Origin of the sequence: Pirellula sp. SH-Sr6A (assembly GCF_001610875.1) — a bacterium.
Taxonomy (GTDB): domain Bacteria; phylum Planctomycetota; class Planctomycetia; order Pirellulales; family Pirellulaceae; genus JBKCUI01.
Genome location: NZ_CP011272.1, coordinates 2,186,322 through 2,206,357 on the forward strand (window position 1 = coordinate 2,186,322; position 20,036 = coordinate 2,206,357).

The window sequence follows — 20,036 nt, forward strand, 5'->3', positions numbered from 1 at the left end:
CGTTCGCTGTAACGTGGTTCCTCGCAAGCCCTACGACAGATTTTCGCAGTGCGTACGTCGGAGTTTTAAGGTAAAAGGTAGTATGATTTTATCGAGGATGATGCAGTCTCCGCGGGCGTTTACTTGGGTACCCGCCCTATCCATTTTTGTCGCAATCGTTCTGGCTGCGGCGGTCGGATTGCTTGGACTGGCTCGGGATCTTCAGTCCATTCGCCATTCCATTTTTGACGCCGAAATCAATCAAGCCCGGTCGCATGTGGAGCGGACCGTAGGGCGTATCGAGTCCGATCTATTGGAAGGCTTATCGATGGCTGCCTATCAGCTCGAGAAAAAGCCTCGATGGTTAGTCGATCATTGGCGGCGAACGATTCCGGGGAAGCCGGATCGACTTTACGCAGCAATTGTGGACGCCGAAGGATTGATTCTGGCGCATAGTGACTATCTGGACGTCGAGAATCCAAAACACGATCGATTGCCGGAAGGCTGGGAGAAGAAAGCAATCGAAGGATATGGACCAGGGGTTCGGCAGATATCGGACGGCCCCCTCTCGCATCGAGGCGATGCGTTGGATATCAGTGCCCAAATCATTTATCAAAATCAAACCATGGGCTCTTATCACACAGGATTGGATTTGACGTGGCTCAATCGTCGCGTGTGGGATGGGCAGCGTGAAGCGATTCAAGTTTGGTCGATCGTAATCACAGCTATCGGAGCAATTGTTTTAGGGTCTTCCATTTTGCTCTTTCGGTTGGGGGTGCGAGCTAAGAGGATGGAGCAAGCGCTCGATCAAGCCGAGACACGGCGATTGGCAGGGCTCAGTCGCTTGATTGTTGGAATGGCTCACGAATTGCGGAATCCGCTGAACGCCGTGCGATTGAATTTGTTTACATCGCAAAAGGTTTTTGCGGGCACCGCGCACATCTCCTCGGAGGAAGCGGCTGTGATGATCGAAGAATCCGTTCGAGAGGTCGAGCGAGTCGATGATTTGATCGGCCAACTACTGGGGTATGCACGCGTGAATACGCAGGCGAAGGGGGAATGCAATGTTCACGACGAAATCTATTCGATATTGCAATTTCTAAAACAGTTGCACGAGAAGGAAGGTGTCGAGATCTCGTATCAGAACCCATCGCCCGAGACACATATTGCGATCGATGCGCGACTCTTTCGTCAGGTTCTACTCAACCTGCTCAACAACGCTCGCGAGGCGATCGGCAAATCGGGGCGGATTGAAATTCTCGTCGATGCGGCCGGTCCGCGCGTAACCATTCGGGTGCAAGACAGCGGGCCAGGAATTGCGGCGGACCAGTTCGAACAAATTTTTGAGCCCTTTTACACCACACGAGATGACGGAGTCGGCATGGGGTTAGCGGTGGTCAATAGTATTGTGGAAGGGGCCGATGGAAGCATCCAGTGCCGTCGCAGCACCGCCTTGGGCGGCATGGATTTTGTGATCTCACTTCCAGTCGTTCGTTGCAATGAGGAAACCAGCGATGTCCAGTAAGCAAACCATCCTAGTGGTGGAAGATCAGGCTAGCGAACGCGAAGCCATGACTCGACTTTTACGGACCGAGGGCTACAACGTTTTAGCTGCCGCGGGTGTCGCGGAAGCCAAAGCGCACCTATCCCAAGCGGTCGATTTGGTAATCACCGATCTGCGACTGGGCCGACTATCGGGGCTGGATCTGCTTCAATACTGGCATGAGAGCCGGCCTTCGACACCCATCATTGTCGTGACCGCATACGGCGATGTGGATACTGCCGTCGCTGCGATGAAGATGGGGGCCATCGATTACTTGATGAAACCGTTGAAACCGGACGAACTGCTCGTCCTGCTCAACCGATACTTGCCAATGCGTCCGCAACCATCGATCACAGACGATGAGCATGCTGGAGTGCTCGGCAAAATGATTGGAAATTCACCAGCGATGCGTCGAGTCTTCGAATCGATCAAACGTGTTGCAGAGTCGGATAGCATCGTTCTGATCACAGGAGAAAGCGGAACAGGAAAAGAATTGGTCGCCGCTGCCATCCACCAGTTGAGCTTGAGAAAGGCGAGTTCGTACGTCGCAGTCAATATCGCTGCTTTGCCAGAGCCTCTGATTGAAGCCGAATTGTTTGGTTATGTACGTGGAGCGTTTACTGGTGCGAACGAATCCAGGCATGGGCGATTTCAAGCAGCCCAGGGTGGGACGCTGTTCATGGACGAGATCGGGGACTTTCCCCTTTCCCTTCAACCAAAATTGCTTCGAGTCCTGGAGAGCTTTACCTTCTCACCGGTCGGCAGCAATGAAGAAGTGAAGGTCGATGTGCGATTGATTGCCGCCACCAGTCGTAACATCTCCGAGTTGACCGAGTCCAACCAGTACCGGGCCGACCTTTACCACCGACTCAATGTCCTCAATGTCGATCTCCCTCCCCTTCGCGAAAGGCCGGAAGACATCGAACCGCTCGTCGATTTCTTTATTCGCGATTGCGCCGCGCGACATGTACGCAAGCCACCTGAAGTCTCGAACGACTTGATGGCCTTCCTTCGCTCTTATGACTGGCCGGGGAATGTACGCCAATTGCGCAATACCATCGAGAACATGCTGGTGATGGGAGGAAGGGAACTGCTTGGCATGCAGGACTTGCCCAAGTTCCTCAGCAGCAACGCGACCAGCAATCCAACCCGAATCGCACCCGCTACCGTCAATTTAAATGACTTGGAACGAGAAGCGATTCAAAGCGCCCTTTCGCATTCTATGGGGAATCGCACCCACGCTGCCCAGAAACTTGGAATCTCCGTGCGAACGCTCCAACGAAAGCTCAAGCAATGGGAAGGAGATACGTCAGACTGACGCAGCGATCGCAATAACCTGACGTGAAGTGTCGTGGTCGGGGGAGTGCGTCCCGCAGTTGGGTGGACGACGGTGAATGGAGTTGAACAGGCGGATGCCATTTTCACGCGGCAACAAAGTCTTCCCCACGAGACTGGCACGACAATTGCTTTAAGTTCCCGGTCCGAGAGTTGGCTGATTAGCAGTCATTCGACGTACATTCGATTTACCTTCGACGTACGGTTGAACCCAAGCGTGGACTCTCGCGAATTCGTTCTTCGCTGGACCATCCGTTTAGAAGGGAGCTCGACATGCGAAAGCCACCGATTGCTTTTCGACAAACAAGAGGCTGCACCCTCGGTGTTGAGTTGGAATTGCAGATCATCGATCTTCATTCGTTCGATCTATCTTCCTCCGCATCCGAGTTGCTGGCCTATTTGGAGACGCAGGCAATCCCTGCGACCATATCTCCTGAGTTGACCGAGAGCATGATCGAGGTGTCGGTCGGAGTCTTTGATTCGTGGACGGAATTGCGAGAGCGTCTCAGAAGCGTCAAAGATCAGATGGTGGATGCTGCAGACTGGCTTCATGTCGGGTTGACCGGCGGGGGCGCGCATCCGTTCCAGCAATGGCAAGATCGCCGCATCTTTGACAAGCAACGATTTCAAAAGCTATCTTCCCTCTATGGATATTTGGCCAAGCAATTCACGGTTTTTGGCCAGCATATTCACGTCGGATGTGAGAGCGGAGATCAAGCCCTCTGGCGGATCCATGCACTCAATCGATTCGTGCCTCACTTCATCGCGTTGGCGGCTTCGTCTCCCTTTTTTCAAGGGGAAGCGACCAGTTTTCATTCGTCGCGACTCAACACGGTCGACGCATTCCCATTCAGCGGTCGAGCTCCGTACGTGGTGAATTGGGATAGGTTTGTTAGAGACCATTATGAGCCGATGTTGAACAACGGTGTCATCAAGAGCATGAAAGATTTCTATTGGGACATTCGCCCTAAGCCGGAGTATGGCACCATCGAACTGCGCGTTTGCGATACACCACTTCATGTCGATCGCGCCGCGCTATTGGCTGGCTATCTTCAGCTGCTGTGTGAAGGATTTGCGGCGGACCCGAGAGCATTTCACGAATCAGACTACATGGTTTATTCGTACAATCGCTTCCAAGCCTGTCGATTCGGACTCGACGCAAACTATATCGATCCGATTGATCAGCGTCACACCCTTCTCCGCAATCATGTATTGGAGACATTGGCGTGGCTCGAAGGCTGTTTGGACCTCTCTGACGATAGGGTGGAATTGATCGAGCAACTGCACGTCGCGGCCATGGGCCTCACTGATGCCGAGAGACTGGTAGAGGTTTACGAACAATCTGGGGCCGTCGAGGACATTGTTCGATTTGCGATCGATCAATGGAAGACGGAGTCTACGCCGACGAGACTTTTGGAGGACGCTGCCTAGTCTCGGTCCATGTACTTAGACTCGGTGGTACTCCCGATACCATGCTACGAAGCGTCGAATGCCTTCTTCGATGGGCGTAGACGGTGCAAAGCCGACAGCCTGCTGCAATGCCTCCACATCCGCGAATGTCGATGGCACGTCACCGGGCTGCATCGGAAGAAGGTTCATGACGGCCTTCTTGCCAATGGCATCTTCGAGCACTTCGATGAACCGAAGCAGTTCGGTCGGCTGATGGTTTCCGATATTGTAAACACGGTAAGGGGCGTCGCTGCTACCCGGAGTTGGTGATTCAGGAGACCATGTGGGATCCGGTGTGGGGATGCAGTCCATCACACGCACGATGGCGGTAACGATGTCGTCGATATACGTGAAATCACGACACATCTTCCCGTGATTGTAAACGTCGATCGGACGACCTTGAAAGATTGCGTCGGTGAACTTGTAGAGAGCCATATCGGGGCGCCCCCATGGACCATACACCGTGAAGAATCGCAGTCCTGTGGTAGGCAAGCGATACAAATGCGAATAGGTGTGGGCCATCAATTCATTCGCTTTTTTCGTGGCAGCATAAAGACTGATGGGATGATCCACGCTGTCATCGACGGAGAATGGCTGTCGCACATTTTTTCCATAGACGCTCGAACTACTGGCGTAGACCAAGTGCTCGATGCCGTGGTGTCGACAGCCTTCCAGAATCGTCATCGTTCCTTGCAGGTTGGAATCGATGTAACTGTACGGATTGGTGAGTGAATATCGCACTCCCGCTTGGGCGCCCAAATGGATCACTCGGTGGAATGAGACTTGTGCAAAAACTTTTTCGATTGCCGATCGATCCTCGAGAGCGCTTCGAACAAAGCGAAATGCCGGTTGTTTTTCCAATTCCTTCAGTCTCGCCTCTTTCAGACGCACATCGTAATAGTCATTGAGATTGTCCAACCCAACCACAGAGAATCCAGCATGGAGAAGTTGCAGACAAGTGTGAAAGCCGATGAATCCGGCTGCTCCAGTAACGAGGATCGTGCGAGACATAGGGGCTTACGCTTCGGTGCTTTTTAGAGAAGGAATTGCAATATTTGCGAGGAGTGGGTGGGCGGGTTGCAGGCGCGTTGCACCTCGGGTTAGCAAAACCTGGATCCAACTGCGAAGCGACGGTGGGTCCGTTACGGCGCCGGACAGACCCGCTTCACTCGCGCAGGGTATCGATGACGTATGCATCCAAGTCCAGTCCCAAAGCAGCGCCACACGGCGACCTCTGACCCATCCGTTTTTTTCCAAGTAAGGTTCGTGAACGAACGGGTCGAACTCGGATCGAGACACCAGGAGGACATCCCAATCTCCCGAGGTGGATAGCCTATAGGAATCGTGAGTACCATTCGAGGTGGAATCGCTCCATTCCCAGCGAAGGTGAGGAGACGGTGATCCGAGCGATGCGAGTCGAGCACGAATAAAATCGGCTTGCTGTTGCACGAGCGTGCGATGCCAACAGGATAGACCAACAAGCCTCCAAACTTGAACTTTGCTGGTGGTGAGTTGATAGTCCATCAGGATATGGGCAGATGGCAAGCGAGGGCGACCGCGCCCGAGCTTAATTGGAGCGAACAGGGGGGGCAAGCTGACGGAATCAGGACGGTGGAGGCTCGAGGCAAGTCCATCGACTGGCTTCCCCATATCAGCTTCGCGGAGCCGATCGGAATGGTCAAGATCACAGGCGCTGTTTCATCTATTGTCAGGTCGCCGTCGGAATCCTCGCGAACGGACTCTCGAAGTCGAAACTTGTCGCAGTCGACGAGCGTTCGCCACCCCTCGGAATCGATCGTCAAGGACGCGCGATCCACTGCGGATGCGGGGCCTTTCTGAAAATCGATCACATCGAGGGCCTGCTCGACATGAAGGGCTCGAGGGTTCCCGTCTTGATCGATCCGATTCCAATCGAAGAGTCGGAAAGTGCAATCGCTCGCTTGCTGAATCTCAGCGACCAACAGCCCCGCTCCGAGAGCATGAACGGTTCCGGCAGGGATAAAAATGCAGTCGCCCGGCTTGGGTTCCAGAATGTGAAGACAGGATTCGGTGGTCCCAGCTTGGATCGCATGGGCCAGTTGCTCGCGGTCGACCCCGGGTCGCAATCCGGCGTAGATCTTCGCCCCGGGCTCCGCATCGATTACATACCAAGCCTCCGTTTTCCCTCGATCGGGAGTGGGCATCTTGGCTCCATAGGCATCATCCGGGTGAACTTGGACACTGAGAACCCGTTGGCAATCCAAGTACTTAAGGAGCAGCGGAAACCGATCGCTGGGTGCCTCATAACCCATAATCTCGGGAGAATAGGACTCGATCAAATTTCGAAGCGTCCTACCTTGAAAAATCCCCTCGCAGACGACCGACTCGGCTTCTCGATGGTCCACCAGCTCCCAGCTCTCGGCCCAAACCCCATTTTCTGGAGGTTTTTTGCCAAGTTGTGCCGCGAGCCGCTCGCCACCCCATAGGTAAGAACGAAGAATGGGGGAAAATTGGAGCGGGTGATCTGGGTAAATCATGGATTGCCAAAAGTCCTAGGGCGAACAAAGCTAGAGGGACCCCTATGTTATCGGAGAGATGATTGATGCTGAAAAGCACCCTTGCCCTGAAGAAATCTGACGATCTGTTTGAAAAAAGCTCGATGAGCTTCGGCGATCACTTGGAGGAATTGCGGCAAGCCTTGATCAAAGCCTCCATCTGGCTCATGGGGGGGCTCTGCGTTGGCGTTCCGATGGCTACCAGTGTCGTCGCTTATATGCAGCGTCCATTGGAAGCAGCTCTCGATCAGTTCTATCGCGAGCAAAGCATCCGGGAAATGGAATCCGCAACAAAGGGAACGGTCGACCCCAATCTGAAAGCTTGGATGGAGGCGAATCAAAAGCGGTCCGAGGTCATTTTTGTCGACAAGAATCGTCTCTCGTCCCTGCTGAAATCGGCGCCGGTGCCCCCAGCCACTAATTCACCGGAAGACATACCGAAAGACACACAGGAAAACGCACCCGTAGACGCCTCTGGGAAAGCGTCCGATACCGGTACTGAACCGAAGGCGTCCCCACTCCAATCGGAACCAGCGAAAAACCTATCGCTCGCCGATCGCTTTCCACTTGCCTCCGCGGATACCGAAGGACTGCCAACTCCCGATCGGCTGGTACCGCTGCGGATTTTCTCCTCGATTAAATCGCAGGCCGAGACGTTCAACATGCAAGAGGGGATGATGATTTGGTTCAAAGCGGCCTTGGTCGTGGCAGCCATTGTCGCGAGTCCCGGTATTTTCTATCACGTATGGGGGTTCGTAGCCGCAGGACTCTACCCGCATGAACGACGCTACGTCTATTACTTTCTTCCAGCGAGCTTAAGCCTGTTTTGGACCGGCGCCTTGTTCGCCTTTTTCGTTGTCTTTCAGTTGGTCATATCGTTCTTATTGAACTTCAACGCCATGATGGGAGTCGGGACATCTCCACGTTTGAATGACTATATGTCGTTTGCACTCTTGCTTCCGCTCGGGTTCGGTATCTCCTTTCAGCTCCCTCTGGTTATGTTGGTGGTAGAGCGATTGGGGATTATGTCGGTCAAAACGTACCTGCAGCAGTGGCGCATGGCAATCTTCATCATCGCCGTCGTAGCCATGGTCCTGACGCCCGCGGATGTCACCAGCATGATCGCGATGGCTTTGCCGCTCATATTCCTCTACTTCCTTGGCATCGCGTTGTGCCACTATGTGCCAAGAGGCGGTATGCTCAACGGCACGGCAGTGGATCCTCGCTAACCATGGAGGATGCGAGCGAACTTCGCAACCTCCAATCCATCCCGAGGCTTGCTCCCCGTCAGATGGATTCTCACAAGGGTACGTATGGCCACGCGCTATTGCTGGGTGGCTCAGTCGGTATGTCTGGAGCGCTATGGATCGCGGGACAAACGTGCTTGCGAGGTGGTGCAGGTCTCGTGACGCTCGCGGTTCCCGACAAAGTCCAAATGGTTTTGTCGGTCGCGATCCCTTGTGCCATGACCCTTGGTCTCCGTAGTAATGAGGAATCGGGGGAGTGGTGGGAGCAGATACGTGCACCGAAGTACCGCGACTGCGTACTAGCAATTGGACCTGGATTGGGGCGTTCGCCCGAGTCCGATGCGTTGGTTTGGAGGTGTTGGTTGGAATGGCCACACGCGGCCCTTTTCGATGCCGATGCACTCAATACTTTGGCCGCGGATCGCCCGAGATTTGCCGACGATTGCGCAATACCATGCGCACCACGCGTTCTCACACCGCATCCGGGTGAATGGGCGAGACTTACAGGAAATCAGAATATCGATGCCGCACGCGACCGACGCCTCGCGGCGCAAATGGCACGACGATTGCGTGCAGTAGTCGTTTTGAAAGGATCGCGCACGTGGGTCACCGATGGCACCTCCTGTTTTGAGAGCAGGACAGGCAACCCGAGTCTGGCAGTCGGCGGAAGCGGCGATGCGCTGACAGGATTGATCACTGCGATGATGTGCCAGGGGATGAAGCCGATGGATGCGGCGATCCTAGGAGTGCATCTGCATGGGCTCGCAGCGGACCTCGCTCACGAATCGCTCGGAACACCAAGCACCCTAGCGACCGATCTACTCGATTTTTTACCCGCTGCTTTTCGACGGTTGGACAATGAGTCTCCAACCCCGAGCTCTCGCTAGTTTGAGCGGGACTCTCGATCAGCCGATTCTTCCGGCTCCAAAAATCGGAGATGATGGGCAGCATGGATGCATTGCAGCGCGATGAGCTCGTCGTAGGTCATCGGCCCGAAAAGAGGGGATGGATGAATCGTGCCTCGATAGGTCTTTAACCTTTCAATGCACTGCAGATACCTTTCGACAGCTGAAGCATCGTCAACGGAAGCCGCATGAATGGTCGCAGGGATAGTGGGAGCACCACGAGCCATTTCCTTCGCCGTCAAGATTTTGCGAAAGAGGCGTTTTCCTTGAAAGGCCCGAAGCAATGAAATCAAGCACTGTATGCGTAGAGACATCTTCGGAAAACCGTCCATAGGAAACGACATCCAATCGGCCAGATGTTCGCAGGTCGCAGCCAGCCCCCAATTTCCACGGCGTCGATACCTCAATGCACTCAGTCGAGAGACCTCGCTCGCAATGTCATCGAGAGAAACAAACTCAAGATTCCTCAGTTGCATGTTAGTGTCTTTCATGAAACAGACTCCGCCATCCCATTGGATTCCATCGCTCGATATCTTCGATTTCTCTACCTACGAGTGTAACCGAGCACTCGTAAACAGGTCACCTCTAAGGCTTTGCCGGCCGATGGCATAACGTCGCACACTGCGAAACAGTATACTTTTGTCTCAACGTGGTTAGGGCATTGTCCTGACCTTCTGCCACATGAACACCACCTTTTTCACCGTGTACCGCATCACAATGAACCGATCCGTTATTGCCGTGGTATTAGCCACCCTCGTTGCAATTGCCCTCCTGCTCCCTTCGATGTCTGTGGCAGAGGACAACGTGACCGCGGCACCTCGCAAATATTTGATTATTCATACGGACGATGCTGGAATGTCGCACTCGGTCAATGTCGCGACCCAGGAGGCATTGCGAAAGGGAATCGTTACTTCCGCGAGTATTATGGTGCCTTGCCCATGGTTCAAAGAATTCGCGTTTTTTGCCAAAGCCAATCCTCAATTCGATTACGGGATTCACTTGACCCTAACCTCGGAGTGGGAGAATTATCGTTGGGGTCCCGTGTCCCCTCGAGACCAAGTGGCTAGTTTGACCGACTCCGAAGGGTATCTTTGGGACAATACAACCGAGGTCGCTCAACATGTGAAGGCAGACGAAGTCAGGATCGAACTAAAAGCGCAGATCGAGAGGGCCAAAGCTTTTGGAGTTCCGATCAGCCATTTGGATACACATATGGGTGCGTTGGTGACTCGCGATGATTTGGTCAAGGTGTATGTCGAACTGGGCGCCGAATACAACTTGCCCGTGCTATTCTTCAGAACCTTGACACCTGAGATTCGCAAGGCGTATCCGCCCATCGCGTCGCAGTTCGAATCTTCGGTGTCACTACTCAACTCTCGCAAATTGCCGTTGCTGGACGCATTGCTCCAATTCTACGGAGGAGAAATTCCCGAGATGCGAGAGAAAACTTACTTCGACGCATTGCGAGAGTTGCCAGAGGGAGTGACCCAACTGATCATCCACTGCGGGAGAGAGAACGAAGAATTGCGAGCGATTACCGATAGCAGTCGCAGACGCGATCAAGATCGCGAGATTTTCACTCGCGACTCCACCAAAGCTTGGTTGGAGGAGCAAGGCATCGAACTGATCGATTGGAAGAAATTTCACCAGATGGAACGGGATCGGTGATCCCTATCGTTTGCGGAGGATTATTCTTCTGCCATCGATTTCGGCTGGGAAAAAGCCGAATTGGTTCGCAATCCACTGCATGGTGACGATGCCATAGTAGAAGACGTGTGTCGGATCGTTTTTAAAGCGCCATTTGGCGAAGTCGATTCCGTCATGGCAGAGCTCCGTCATGCAATACAATGTGCCGCGAGTTTTTAGCAAGTTTGCGAGGCGTGCGAATTCTTCCAAGGGGTAACGGAAGTGCTCGATCACTTCGGTGCAAATGATGTACTCGTACCGCTCGCTCAATGGAGATGGATCGGGATGAAAAAAAGGGTCGAAAAGGTGGGTTTGGTAATTCGATTCCGCCAGCATGCGACTGATCACAGGGCCAGGGCCTGCACCGTAGTCCAATCCGAGCGAACAAGAAGTTTGTTCTGAAAGAATGGCTTCGACGACGGGAGCGACAAAGGCTCGATAGCGAGGATCGAACACATCGTTGTTGTGCGTGAGGTAGTGTGCCTTTTCGTCTGCAGGATCCAACCACCAGGATGACGGAACAAAGATCCCTCGGCAGAGCGTGCATCGAAAATACGGGATAGCTCGTTGGCTGGTGAAGAACCACTCTGCTTTCGCTTTACAAAGGGGGCATGTCGACTTTTCGAGCGAATTCGTCGCCATGGGATAGCAAACCAGGAGGCCGTGAAAAACGGTAGTTTAGCAAAGAGATCTCAGGAAGAGCTAGGACACCCACCTCGGGTGTATTCTCGCAAAAACGGAGGGTGAGAAGGTTGAACGCCAGTTTTGATAGAATGACGAACTGGTCGTATTCAAACTTGAACACTCTCCGGACAAGGGTAATGAGATGCGTAACAGGCTACGTCGATGGGCAATCCTTTTTTGTGTTGGGTTCCTGCCGGCACCCTCGTTGGCCGCAGACGACACAGCAAACGAACCATCTAAGGGGGTGAAGGCCGATGTGGTCTATGGTCACAAAGACGGCATGGCCCTCACACTGGATGTCTTCGAACCGAAAGGGGACGCTAATGGAGCTGGATTGATGTTCATGGTGAGTGGCGGATGGGTATCGACGTGGAATCCTCCCGATCGCATGTTGCCGCTTATCCAGCCATTGCTGGAACGAGGATACAAAGTGATTGCCGTTCGACATGGCAGCAGCCCTCGGTACGTCATCCCAGAAATTGTTTCAGACGTTCGACTAGCGCACGCATTTGTTCACGACCACGCGAAGGAATGGAACATCGATCCCGACAAGATCGGCGTATTTGGATTCAGCGCTGGGGGGCACCTATCGCTCGTACTAGGAACGACATCGAATAGCAATGCGGATCGTGAAGCAGGTCGAAAGGCTCGCATCGCCGCTGTGGCTGCTGTCTTTCCTCCTACGGATTTACGTCCTTACATGGCTTTGGATAATCCCTTGCGAGAGCGATTCCCGGCCCTCAAATTCTCCTTGGACAAAGGTCCAGATTATTCGCCACTCCTGCAGGTAAGTCCTGATGATGCTCCATCGGTATTGATTCACGGAGACAAGGACGAATTGGTCCCCATTTGGCACAGCGAGAAAATGAAGACGGCGTTCGAAGAGGTAAAGGTTCCGGTCGAGCTGCTCGTCATTCAAGGCGCAGCACATGGATTCGATGCCGACGGAAACAAGCGGATGTTCGAAGCGATGACGAACTGGTTCGACCAGCAACTATTAGGCAAGAAAGCGTCCAAATAAATCATGGACGAAATGGTGCGTTGGACGCGAATAGACTCGTAAATGCGATCCGCCATTTAGCGTTCGTTAGCGAGGAGGCCCTCTTCTCGCAGAACCAGTTGTAGTGCGCGGTCGCACACGGGCGAGGCTTCCAATCCTACGTTGGCTGCTGCGAAGACACCCATCCCGCGGTCTGGTGCCAAGAATACGACGCAGTACCACATCGTATTCGAACCGTTATGGGTTAGGATCTGACCGTTTGCCCAGTCCCGTTTCCCCGTGTGCCATCCACCCGCATATTCCGTTTCCTTTTGGCTTTGGTGCAATCGGTTCCAGTTCTCCTTTCCGATTGGAAGCGGGAAGTTTGCATCGTCCGGGGACTGGAGATGGATTCGCAGATATTTGCACCAATCTTCCATTGTTGCATGCGCTGTCCCAGCCGGTCCGAGCACAGCAGGATTATCCTGTTCGACAGGGACCCATCCCTTGCCATCGTCGGTTCGAACATGCCCCCAGCTGACGGGATAATCTTTTCGTTGCACCGGAGAACCGAATCCCGCTGATTCTATCCCGAGGGGAGAGAAAAGTTTTTCTTGGACGATTTCTTCCCAAGGCTTCTTTTCGATTTGTTCGATGGCATGTCCTAACAACATATATCCCAGATTGGAGTACTCGAACTTCCCATGCTTTTTCTCCTCCCATGGACGGGTGGTCACCCAGGTAGCGATTTCGTGCCTCGCCTTCACGAGGTCCTTCGCCTGCGCCCAATTCCCCCACGGAGCATTGGCAGGAAGACCGGCGGTATGTTCCATAAGATCATCCAGCGTCACGTTGCCCCACGAAGTGGTTTGAAAGCCTGGGATGTCGGGAAAGAGGGATTGGAGCGAGCTATCCCATCGCAGCTTTCCTTGTTCGACATAGATAGCTACTAAGGTAGCCGTCATACTCTTCGTGCATGAACCCAGGTGCAACAAACTGTTCTTCTCGAGAGGGGCTGAATCCCCTTCCTTCGCGATACCACAAACACCGATCGACATTCCCCCTTGCTTCGTCAGTTTGCCGCAAACCATACCGGGGAACTCAAACTGGCTGCGAATGCGTTCTAACTTCTCCGAGAGATCGAGAGATCGCGTTTCGGAGGAGTCTTTCAATTCGGGAGGTTGGGGAATGCAGAGTGAGAACACACGCGTCATTGCGATGGGCTGACTCACGCATAGCATGCCAAGAAGGCATCGGTAAAGAAAAGAGCGACGCATGGGACACCTTGGTGGAGAGTTGGCTCTAGGAACAGGACTAGAGGATCAGCATGCAATCCCCATAGGAATAAAACCGATAGCGATTTTCGATCGCTTTTCGGTAGGCTTCTTGGATCAATTCGCGACCTGCGAAGGTGCTGACGAGGACAATCAAGCTGCTTTTGGGGAGGTGAAAATTCGTCAGCAAACCATCCACCCCACGAAAAGCGTGACCAGGTTGGATGAAAATGTCTGTCGATCCACTCCAGGGGATCAAGGTTCCGTTTCCGTGGGAGGCAGCGGTCTCCAGCGTGCGTACCGAGGTTGTCCCAATTGCGATGATTCGACCTCCTTCTGCCCGCGCGCTTTGGAGACGCTTCACGACCGGTTCGGATATTTGGGCAAATTCACTGTGCATTTTATGGTCGGCCAATCGGGTCGTTTGAATGGGCCGAAACGTTCCCAATCCAACGTGCAGGGTGACGGCGACCAGCGCCACACCCGACGCTCGCACTTTGCCGATTAGTTCCTGCGTCAGATGCAAACCAGCGGTCGGGGCTGCGACCGATCCGGGGGAGCGCGCGTACACGGTTTGATAACGTTCCCGATCGGCGGAGGTCATTTGCCCGTCGCGGATATAGGGGGGGAGCGGGACACGTCCACACTCCTCTAGCAACTCGAGCCAAGGACGGTTGGGGGAGGGGGTAAAGAGAAAGTTCCCTTGATCGGTTCTCGATGCGAGGACCAGACGCTGGTTTTCTCGCCCCTCTGGATCGCGAAGCACGATCGACTCACCGGGATTTAGGAAACCTCGTGTGCTGGAAAGAAGCTCTGCGACCCCATTTTCTTCTCGCAGAAATAGCCCCTCCCACCGTCCGCCGGTCTTCTCGCGATACCCGACCAATCGAGCAGGAATGACCTTGGAATCGTTGACGACCATCACATCCCCGGCGCGAAGGACGGAGGGGAGATCTCGGATGGATGCGTGTTCGATTCGTCCCGAAGCGCGATCCACCAACATCATGCGAGAATCGGTTCGTTGAGCCGGCGGATCTTGAGCGATGAGTTCTCGCGGCAAGTCGAAATCGTAAAGATCTAGTTCGTTCGGTTCTTGCACGATCGAGCGGTCCGGAAATCCTGTGGATCGATGAAATGCGTCACAAAGCGGTGACGCGATTGTATCTCATCGATCTTTCCGATCGAAGGGGAAATCGCTCGACGTTCGTTCTCACTCCGGCTTGAAGACCACCAAACCGAGGGGTGGAATCTTTAGCTGAATCGAAGCAGGACGACCGTGATGCGGAATGTGAGCATCGGCGTGGACACCCGGGTAATTTCCGACATTCGATCCCGCATAGTGCGCGGAGTCGCTGTTGAAGATTTCGCGATAGTATCCACCTTTGGGAACACCCATTCGATAATCACGGACAACCGGAGTGAAGTTGCAAGCGACCAAAACGAAGTCGTTTGGATCCTTAGCTTTGCGTGTGTATCCAAGCACGCTTTCTTCACCGTTCATGCAGTCGACCCATTCGAATCCATCTTCGGTAAAGTCCAATTCGTGCAATGCGGGTTCTCGACGTATCAGTTGGTTCAGATCTCCAACCATCTTTTGCATTCCGCGATGCGTGTCCCACTGCAACAGATCCCACTGGATCTCTGCGTCGTAGTTCCATTCATGCCATTGTGCGAACTCGCTTCCCATGAAGAGCAATTTCTTGCCTGGGTGCGTCCACATATAGCTATAGAGCAAACGAAGGTTTGCAAATTTTTGCCAAAGATCCCCTGCCATTTGCGCGATCAACGCGCCTTTACCGTGAACGACTTCGTCGTGCGATAACGGGAGTGTGAAATTCTCCGTGAAGGCATAGATCAAGCTGAACGTCAGTTCGTTGTGATGAAACTTTCGATGGACGGGATCTTGCCGCATGTATCGCAGCGTATCATTCATCCAGCCCATGTTCCATTTGAGGGAAAAGCCCAAGCCTCCCGAGTCCGTGGGGCGACTGACTCCGGGCCATGCAGTCGATTCCTCGGCGATGGTGAGCACGCCGGGATACTGAGTGTGCGACTGAACATTGAATTCACGCAAAAGCTGGATGGCTTCTAGGTTCTCTCGACCGCCGTATTGATTCGGCACCCACTCCCCTTGTTTACGGGAGTAATCGAGATAGAGCATGGAAGCAACAGCATCGACGCGAAGTCCGTCGATATGGTACTTGTCGAGCCAGAAGAGCGCATTGGAGATCAAGAAATTCTTCACTTCGTTTCGACCGAAATTGAAGATCATCGTCCCCCAATCGGGATGCTCCCCTTGCCGTGGATCTTCGTGCTCGTAGAGAGCCGAACCATCGAATCGACGAAGCCCGTGACCATCCTTGGGGAAGTGAGCGGGAACCCAATCGATGATCACGCCTATGTTGTTACGGTGACAATAATTGACGAAGTACATAAAGTCTTCGGGCGACCCGTAACGGCTAGTCGCTGCAAAGTAGCCAACGGTTTGGTATCCCCAGGAACCGGTGAAGGGGTGTTCGGAGATTGGCATCAACTCGACGTGAGTAAATCCCATTTCCTGGCAGTAGTGCACCAGTTGATGGGCGATTTCACGATAGTTCATCCAACCATGGATCCCTTTTTCGCATTTGCGCCACGAACCCAAGTGGACTTCGTAGACCGACATCGGTTTGTCGAGTTGATTTTCGTTTCGGCGGCTTTCCATCCAAGCGGTATCGCTCCACTCGTATTTATCGAGCGAGCATACGATGGATGCAGTGCGCGGTGGGAGTTCGGCTGCGACGCCGTACGGATCGGTCTTGTCGACGACTTCTCCGTGTTCGGTGCGAACGCGGAACTTGTATTTTTGGCCTTCGCCAATATTCGGAACAAACAGTTCCCAGATGCCGCTCGGGACTTGCTTTTGCATCGCATGAGAGCGGCCGTCCCAGTGATTAAAATCCCCGACGACTTGGACGCTTTGGGCGTTGGGGGCCCAGACGGCGAAGTTCACGCCGATTTGTCCATCCACCGTTCGGATATGGGAGCCGAGTCGTTCGTAGATTTTCCAATGCTGACCTGCATTGAATAGATAGCGATCAAAGTCAGAGAGATAGCTCGGTACTGAGTATGGGTCCGTCATTTCGATTGTATTCCCGTTGCGGTTCGCGAGTCGGATTCGGTAGTTCGAGGATCGTTCTTCTTGTTGCGGAATCAGCCCTTCGTAAAGGCCCGAGGGGTGGATCTTTCTCATCGGCCGGATCGCCTCATTGGACCGGTCCACCAACCACGCTTGCTCAGATCCTGGGAAATAGCCTCTTACCGCCAATGCATCGCGACCGTCCACATGCACTCGGTGTGGTCCTAAAACGCTGCGGGGGTCCGAAGCGTTTCCGTCGATGATGTTGGAGAGGGAATTAAAAGGAATCAGGGTTTGCACGATTTCTCCGATTGTTATATCCAATGGCGAGTGAAAGGAGTATGGGCAAGGAACCTCGAAACGGTTCAACGGTAGCGTCGAGGCTTCGGGTCAAGCAGCAGCATGCAGCGAAGGTAGGATTCGATTCCTTCGTCCAGACGGAGAATGGAATCCCAAACGATTCGCATGGATCTTTTTGCCAGAGACCAGCAGATTGCGAGAGGAAAGAACAGCATGGCCCGCAGCGTTCGCTTGTGGGTGATTTCGGTAGCCGCCGGTAAAACATGCGGTTTGGGTAAACGAATACAGGTGGTTTGCGACCTGTCGCAGTGGACTGTTCCCGTCGTAGCGACTGTAGCAACGATGGGTTGTGCCAGGTCGGTGTAGATTCGAGTCGAATGAACGGTTGAGACAGCGGGCTGCGTAGTTACGGCAGCGTGATGCGTAGCCGAGACCGAGGACTGCGCGGTTGACGCGGCTATCGGTGCTGCTTCCTTGGCCAGAGCTTCGTTCGGCTTGGCCAACCAGCGGCATTGCACTTGATGGTACCCCAATGTGCGATCGATTCGCTTCCAAAGATCCGCGTTTCGGATCGGTTGGACCGAGCCAAAGTGTTCCCAAGAGAAGTTGTTTTCGCGCCATTCCGTCAGGCCGTAACGAAGTCCTCGAAACACATAACGACTCCCGGTCATCAGCGTCACGCGACTTGGTTGCTCCAGGGCTTCGAGGCCCCTCAACACGGCGACCAATGCGGCGCGATCGGGAGGACACCCCGCCTCTTTGTCTGTCGCTTCAAACTTCTCCCCCGTCGCGACATTTTCTAATTCGAACCTCCATTGGCTGACACCGTTTCCACTTCGCGTGCGATGGCTTCCTGCCATCGCTGGATCTGTGACAAGGTGCTGACCTTCACAGATTAAGTGGAAATGAGGTTTCGGAGGATTCATGATGAGTTGATCCAAAGTACCGATTATCGAAGCTGCTTAAGAGTGCCCGATGATCGCGACGATGCGGATCAGCTTGAAAGAATTTGACTGGGAATCTTCGTACAATGGACATGATGCGTCGAGCGTGAGGTTTTTAACGACTGACACGGCGAAGAAAGATTTCAAGGAGTTTTTATGATCGACTGGCCTGAGCTACCAGATAGCGGTGTTTACTTGAATTGGCCTTCGGAAGGGACCGATTGGATCCATCCCGATGATGTCGCCGTCGTCGAACATTGGATTCCCAGCGATAGGGTTTTTCACCGCATCGGATTCGATGGGACCTACTATCAACTGCAATACGGTGATGCGGCGGTGCGCGTGAAACCCACGCTGTGGCTCAAGGTCAACGACGAAGGGTTTCGGATCGGAGACCAAGTCGAAGTGAAGGGCATTGAGTTGGAGCGTGAACCTATCATCGCTCGTATCCTGGAGATCCGTTATGATGCCGCACTCGGTTCGATCTACTATCTGCTCGAGCATCGCGAACTTCCGTTGGCTAGGCGTTACCGAGCGGAGGAAATGAATCTTCTCACCAGACGATCCGAGCTGCGTGAACCAACTCCCGAAACCGTGCTAGAGCCCCCGAAAAACTTAGATGCTGGCGAATGGAAACTCGAACCGCCCGCATAGGTTGCCTCAGAAACATTTCGTTCCTCCATGAAAGCACCCCCGATCGCTTCCCAAGCCTGTTGGGAAACGTTACAAGTGGGGAGTCGCTTGCGAACCTTCCTTCATCCCCATCTCGAATTGACATGATGAACCCAGCCACCTCTCCCTCACCTATCGGCAAAACTCTGATCATCCTCGCCGTTCTTCTTGCGGCGGCCGGCTCCGTCTATTTCGCCATGAATCCGGGCAAAGTGCCGCAACCGACAGCGAAACCCGCCAGCGCCACTCCGGGTGATTCCAAACCGGCGGAAGCGAAGCCATCAGATGCAAAGCCGGCGGAAGCCAAACCGGATGAGCCATCGAATCAACATTCTGACCAGCAATCGGAAGCGCCGGGCGCAAATCAGAGCCCTGCCAAGTGACCCATGCGATGCGGAGCGAGCCGTTGGAAGTGGAACCGAATCTTCGCAATGAGCCTTCTCGCGTTTTACGAAACGCGATCTTGTTGATTGCCATTTTGATTCCCGTGTTTCCCGTCGCGCGGGTTTATTACTGGCAGCATGCGTTGCCGCGATGGTATCTGGCGTATGCGGCAAACGAGCTGGCCGCTGAGCGGGTCGATTCAGCAACTCGAACATTGGATCGTTCGATCGAAATGGATCCGTCGATCGCATCCGATCTTCATTACTGGCGTTTGCGACTCGACCTATTGTTGGGCCAAAAGGAATTACCCGACGAGAAGATTGAGGAATTTATCGCGCATGCGTTCGAACAACTGGAACGCATAGAGAGTTTGCCCTTGAGGGCTGCCGTGAGCGATTGGATCGCGTCACGCTTATTGCAGGAGCGGCAAGCACCTGCCGCGGTCCGCATCATGAGCCATTTCTTCCCGTCGATCGCCGAGCGGACCCCGGTTCAAAATAACGATCTGGCGTACGCGAGGGCGATTGCGAGGGTCAATTTGGATCTTGCCTCCAAGGAGATCGATGCCGCACTGCGAAAGACGAACGAACGAAATTCGGGCTTTCTCGATACGAAAGCGTGGGTCCTCCATCTCCAAGGCAAAAACCAGCTAGCGCAGGAGTTCTCCCAGGCCGCCATCGAGCTTCTGTACCGCGACCTCTCCGCAGTGAATCGGAACCTTGCCGATGCTTTTTATCCCGACGCGAAAATCGAGCTGATTCGGGACGAGCTGGAGGCCGAGGGGTTGGAAAAGGAGAAGACAAAGGCTGCGGAAGGACTGAAAATGCTGTCCGCGGTTACGGAATCGCAAGTCGACCAGCAGCTTCGAATGATCGCCGTACTTCGGCACCACCGGGCGTCTATCCTGGAAGCCCTCGGGGAGGAAGAGGGGGCCGCACTTGATCGACTGTGGCTGCGACTATTTGGCTTTCATGACACCGAGTCCCTTATCTAGCGGGCCGGA

18 protein-coding genes are annotated in these 20,036 nt (G+C 53.8%); 10 read left to right on the top strand and 8 right to left on the bottom strand.

The features are described from left to right. Nucleotides 1-82 precede the first annotated feature (82 nt). The 3 genes from VN12_RS08640 to VN12_RS08650 all read left to right on the top strand — a co-directional run bounded on the left by VN12_RS08640 (nucleotide 83) and on the right by VN12_RS08650 (nucleotide 4,288). Nucleotides 83-1,504 carry a sensor histidine kinase gene (locus VN12_RS08640; RefSeq protein ID WP_168164300.1) on the top strand — a complete coding sequence of 474 codons (1,422 nt, stop codon included), beginning with the start codon at nucleotides 83-85 and terminating at the stop codon, nucleotides 1,502-1,504. Then, nucleotides 1,494-2,840 carry a sigma-54-dependent transcriptional regulator gene (locus VN12_RS08645; protein ID WP_168164301.1) on the top strand — a complete coding sequence of 449 codons (1,347 nt, stop codon included), beginning with the start codon at nucleotides 1,494-1,496 and terminating at the stop codon, nucleotides 2,838-2,840. Before VN12_RS08640 ends, VN12_RS08645 begins: the two co-directional genes overlap by 11 nt. A gap of 290 nt (nucleotides 2,841-3,130) precedes the next feature. Then, nucleotides 3,131-4,288: a YbdK family carboxylate-amine ligase gene (locus VN12_RS08650; RefSeq protein WP_146676450.1), complete on the top strand. Its 1,158-nt coding sequence runs from the start codon at nucleotides 3,131-3,133 to the stop codon at nucleotides 4,286-4,288. A gap of 15 nt (nucleotides 4,289-4,303) precedes the next feature. On the opposite strand, the gene VN12_RS08655 is transcribed toward VN12_RS08650, so the two are convergent. Together VN12_RS08655 and VN12_RS08660 are read right to left on the bottom strand one after the other, a co-directional pair. Then, nucleotides 4,304-5,317, bottom strand: coding sequence for an NAD-dependent epimerase (locus tag VN12_RS08655; RefSeq protein ID WP_146676451.1), 1,014 nt, complete (start codon nucleotides 5,315-5,317; stop codon nucleotides 4,304-4,306). A 512-nt stretch (nucleotides 5,318-5,829) separates the two neighbouring features. Further along, a complete protein-coding gene (locus tag VN12_RS08660) occupies nucleotides 5,830-6,822 on the bottom strand; it encodes a type I phosphomannose isomerase catalytic subunit (protein WP_146676452.1) in 993 nt (330 codons plus the stop codon). A gap of 65 nt (nucleotides 6,823-6,887) precedes the next feature. On the opposite strand from VN12_RS08660, the gene tatC reads away from it, so the two are divergent. Continuing rightward, nucleotides 6,888-8,069: a twin-arginine translocase subunit TatC gene (gene tatC / locus VN12_RS08665; RefSeq protein ID WP_146676453.1), complete on the top strand. Its 1,182-nt coding sequence runs from the start codon at nucleotides 6,888-6,890 to the stop codon at nucleotides 8,067-8,069. A 2-nt stretch (nucleotides 8,070-8,071) separates the two neighbouring features. Then, on the top strand, nucleotides 8,072-8,974 hold the full coding sequence (locus VN12_RS08670) for an NAD(P)H-hydrate dehydratase (RefSeq protein ID WP_146676454.1): 903 nt from the start codon (nucleotides 8,072-8,074) through the stop codon (nucleotides 8,972-8,974). Here VN12_RS08670 and VN12_RS08675 read toward each other — a convergent pair. Beyond that, a complete protein-coding gene (locus VN12_RS08675; RefSeq protein ID WP_146676455.1) occupies nucleotides 8,971-9,483 on the bottom strand; it encodes a DUF1569 domain-containing protein in 513 nt (170 codons plus the stop codon). The genes VN12_RS08670 and VN12_RS08675 overlap by 4 nt on opposite strands. 190 nt (nucleotides 9,484-9,673) lie before the next feature. Here VN12_RS08675 and VN12_RS08680 point away from each other — a divergent pair, with 190 nt between their 5' ends. Next, on the top strand, nucleotides 9,674-10,660 hold the full coding sequence (locus VN12_RS08680) for a polysaccharide deacetylase family protein (protein WP_205855232.1): 987 nt from the start codon (nucleotides 9,674-9,676) through the stop codon (nucleotides 10,658-10,660). A gap of 3 nt (nucleotides 10,661-10,663) precedes the next feature. On the opposite strand, the gene VN12_RS08685 is transcribed toward VN12_RS08680, so the two are convergent. After that, a complete protein-coding gene (locus VN12_RS08685) occupies nucleotides 10,664-11,320 on the bottom strand; it encodes a class I SAM-dependent methyltransferase (RefSeq protein WP_146676456.1) in 657 nt (218 codons plus the stop codon). A gap of 184 nt (nucleotides 11,321-11,504) precedes the next feature. Between VN12_RS08685 and VN12_RS08690 the strand changes: the two genes are divergently transcribed. Beyond that, complete coding sequence (locus tag VN12_RS08690; protein ID WP_146676457.1) at nucleotides 11,505-12,383, top strand: alpha/beta hydrolase; 879 nt, start codon at nucleotides 11,505-11,507, stop codon at nucleotides 12,381-12,383. Nucleotides 12,384-12,439: 56 nt separating this feature from the next. Here VN12_RS08690 and VN12_RS08695 read toward each other — a convergent pair whose 3' ends face one another. The 4 genes from VN12_RS08695 to VN12_RS08710 all read right to left on the bottom strand — a co-directional run bounded on the left by VN12_RS08695 (nucleotide 12,440) and on the right by VN12_RS08710 (nucleotide 17,959). Further along, nucleotides 12,440-13,618, bottom strand: a complete 1,179-nt coding sequence (locus tag VN12_RS08695) for a serine hydrolase domain-containing protein (protein ID WP_146676458.1) — start codon at nucleotides 13,616-13,618, stop codon at nucleotides 12,440-12,442. A 37-nt stretch (nucleotides 13,619-13,655) separates the two neighbouring features. After that, a complete protein-coding gene (gene queA / locus VN12_RS08700) occupies nucleotides 13,656-14,714 on the bottom strand; it encodes a tRNA preQ1(34) S-adenosylmethionine ribosyltransferase-isomerase QueA (protein WP_146676459.1) in 1,059 nt (352 codons plus the stop codon). A gap of 111 nt (nucleotides 14,715-14,825) precedes the next feature. Next, a complete protein-coding gene (gene glgB / locus VN12_RS08705; protein ID WP_146676460.1) occupies nucleotides 14,826-17,033 on the bottom strand; it encodes a 1,4-alpha-glucan branching protein GlgB in 2,208 nt (735 codons plus the stop codon). A 65-nt stretch (nucleotides 17,034-17,098) separates the two neighbouring features. Continuing rightward, a complete protein-coding gene (locus VN12_RS08710; RefSeq protein ID WP_146676461.1) occupies nucleotides 17,099-17,959 on the bottom strand; it encodes an RNase H family protein in 861 nt (286 codons plus the stop codon). 174 nt (nucleotides 17,960-18,133) lie between these two features. On the opposite strand from VN12_RS08710, the gene VN12_RS08715 reads away from it, so the two are divergent. The 3 genes from VN12_RS08715 to VN12_RS08725 all read left to right on the top strand — a co-directional run bounded on the left by VN12_RS08715 (nucleotide 18,134) and on the right by VN12_RS08725 (nucleotide 20,027). After that, nucleotides 18,134-18,631 (top strand): DUF6960 family protein, encoded by a 498-nt coding sequence (locus VN12_RS08715; RefSeq protein ID WP_146676462.1) that lies wholly within the window; start codon nucleotides 18,134-18,136, stop codon nucleotides 18,629-18,631. 122 nt (nucleotides 18,632-18,753) lie between these two features. Then, a complete protein-coding gene (locus VN12_RS26170) occupies nucleotides 18,754-19,032 on the top strand; it encodes a hypothetical protein (RefSeq protein WP_205855233.1) in 279 nt (92 codons plus the stop codon). Nucleotides 19,033-19,040: 8 nt separating this feature from the next. Further along, nucleotides 19,041-20,027: a hypothetical protein gene (locus VN12_RS08725; protein ID WP_146676463.1), complete on the top strand. Its 987-nt coding sequence runs from the start codon at nucleotides 19,041-19,043 to the stop codon at nucleotides 20,025-20,027. Nucleotides 20,028-20,036 lie beyond the last annotated feature (9 nt).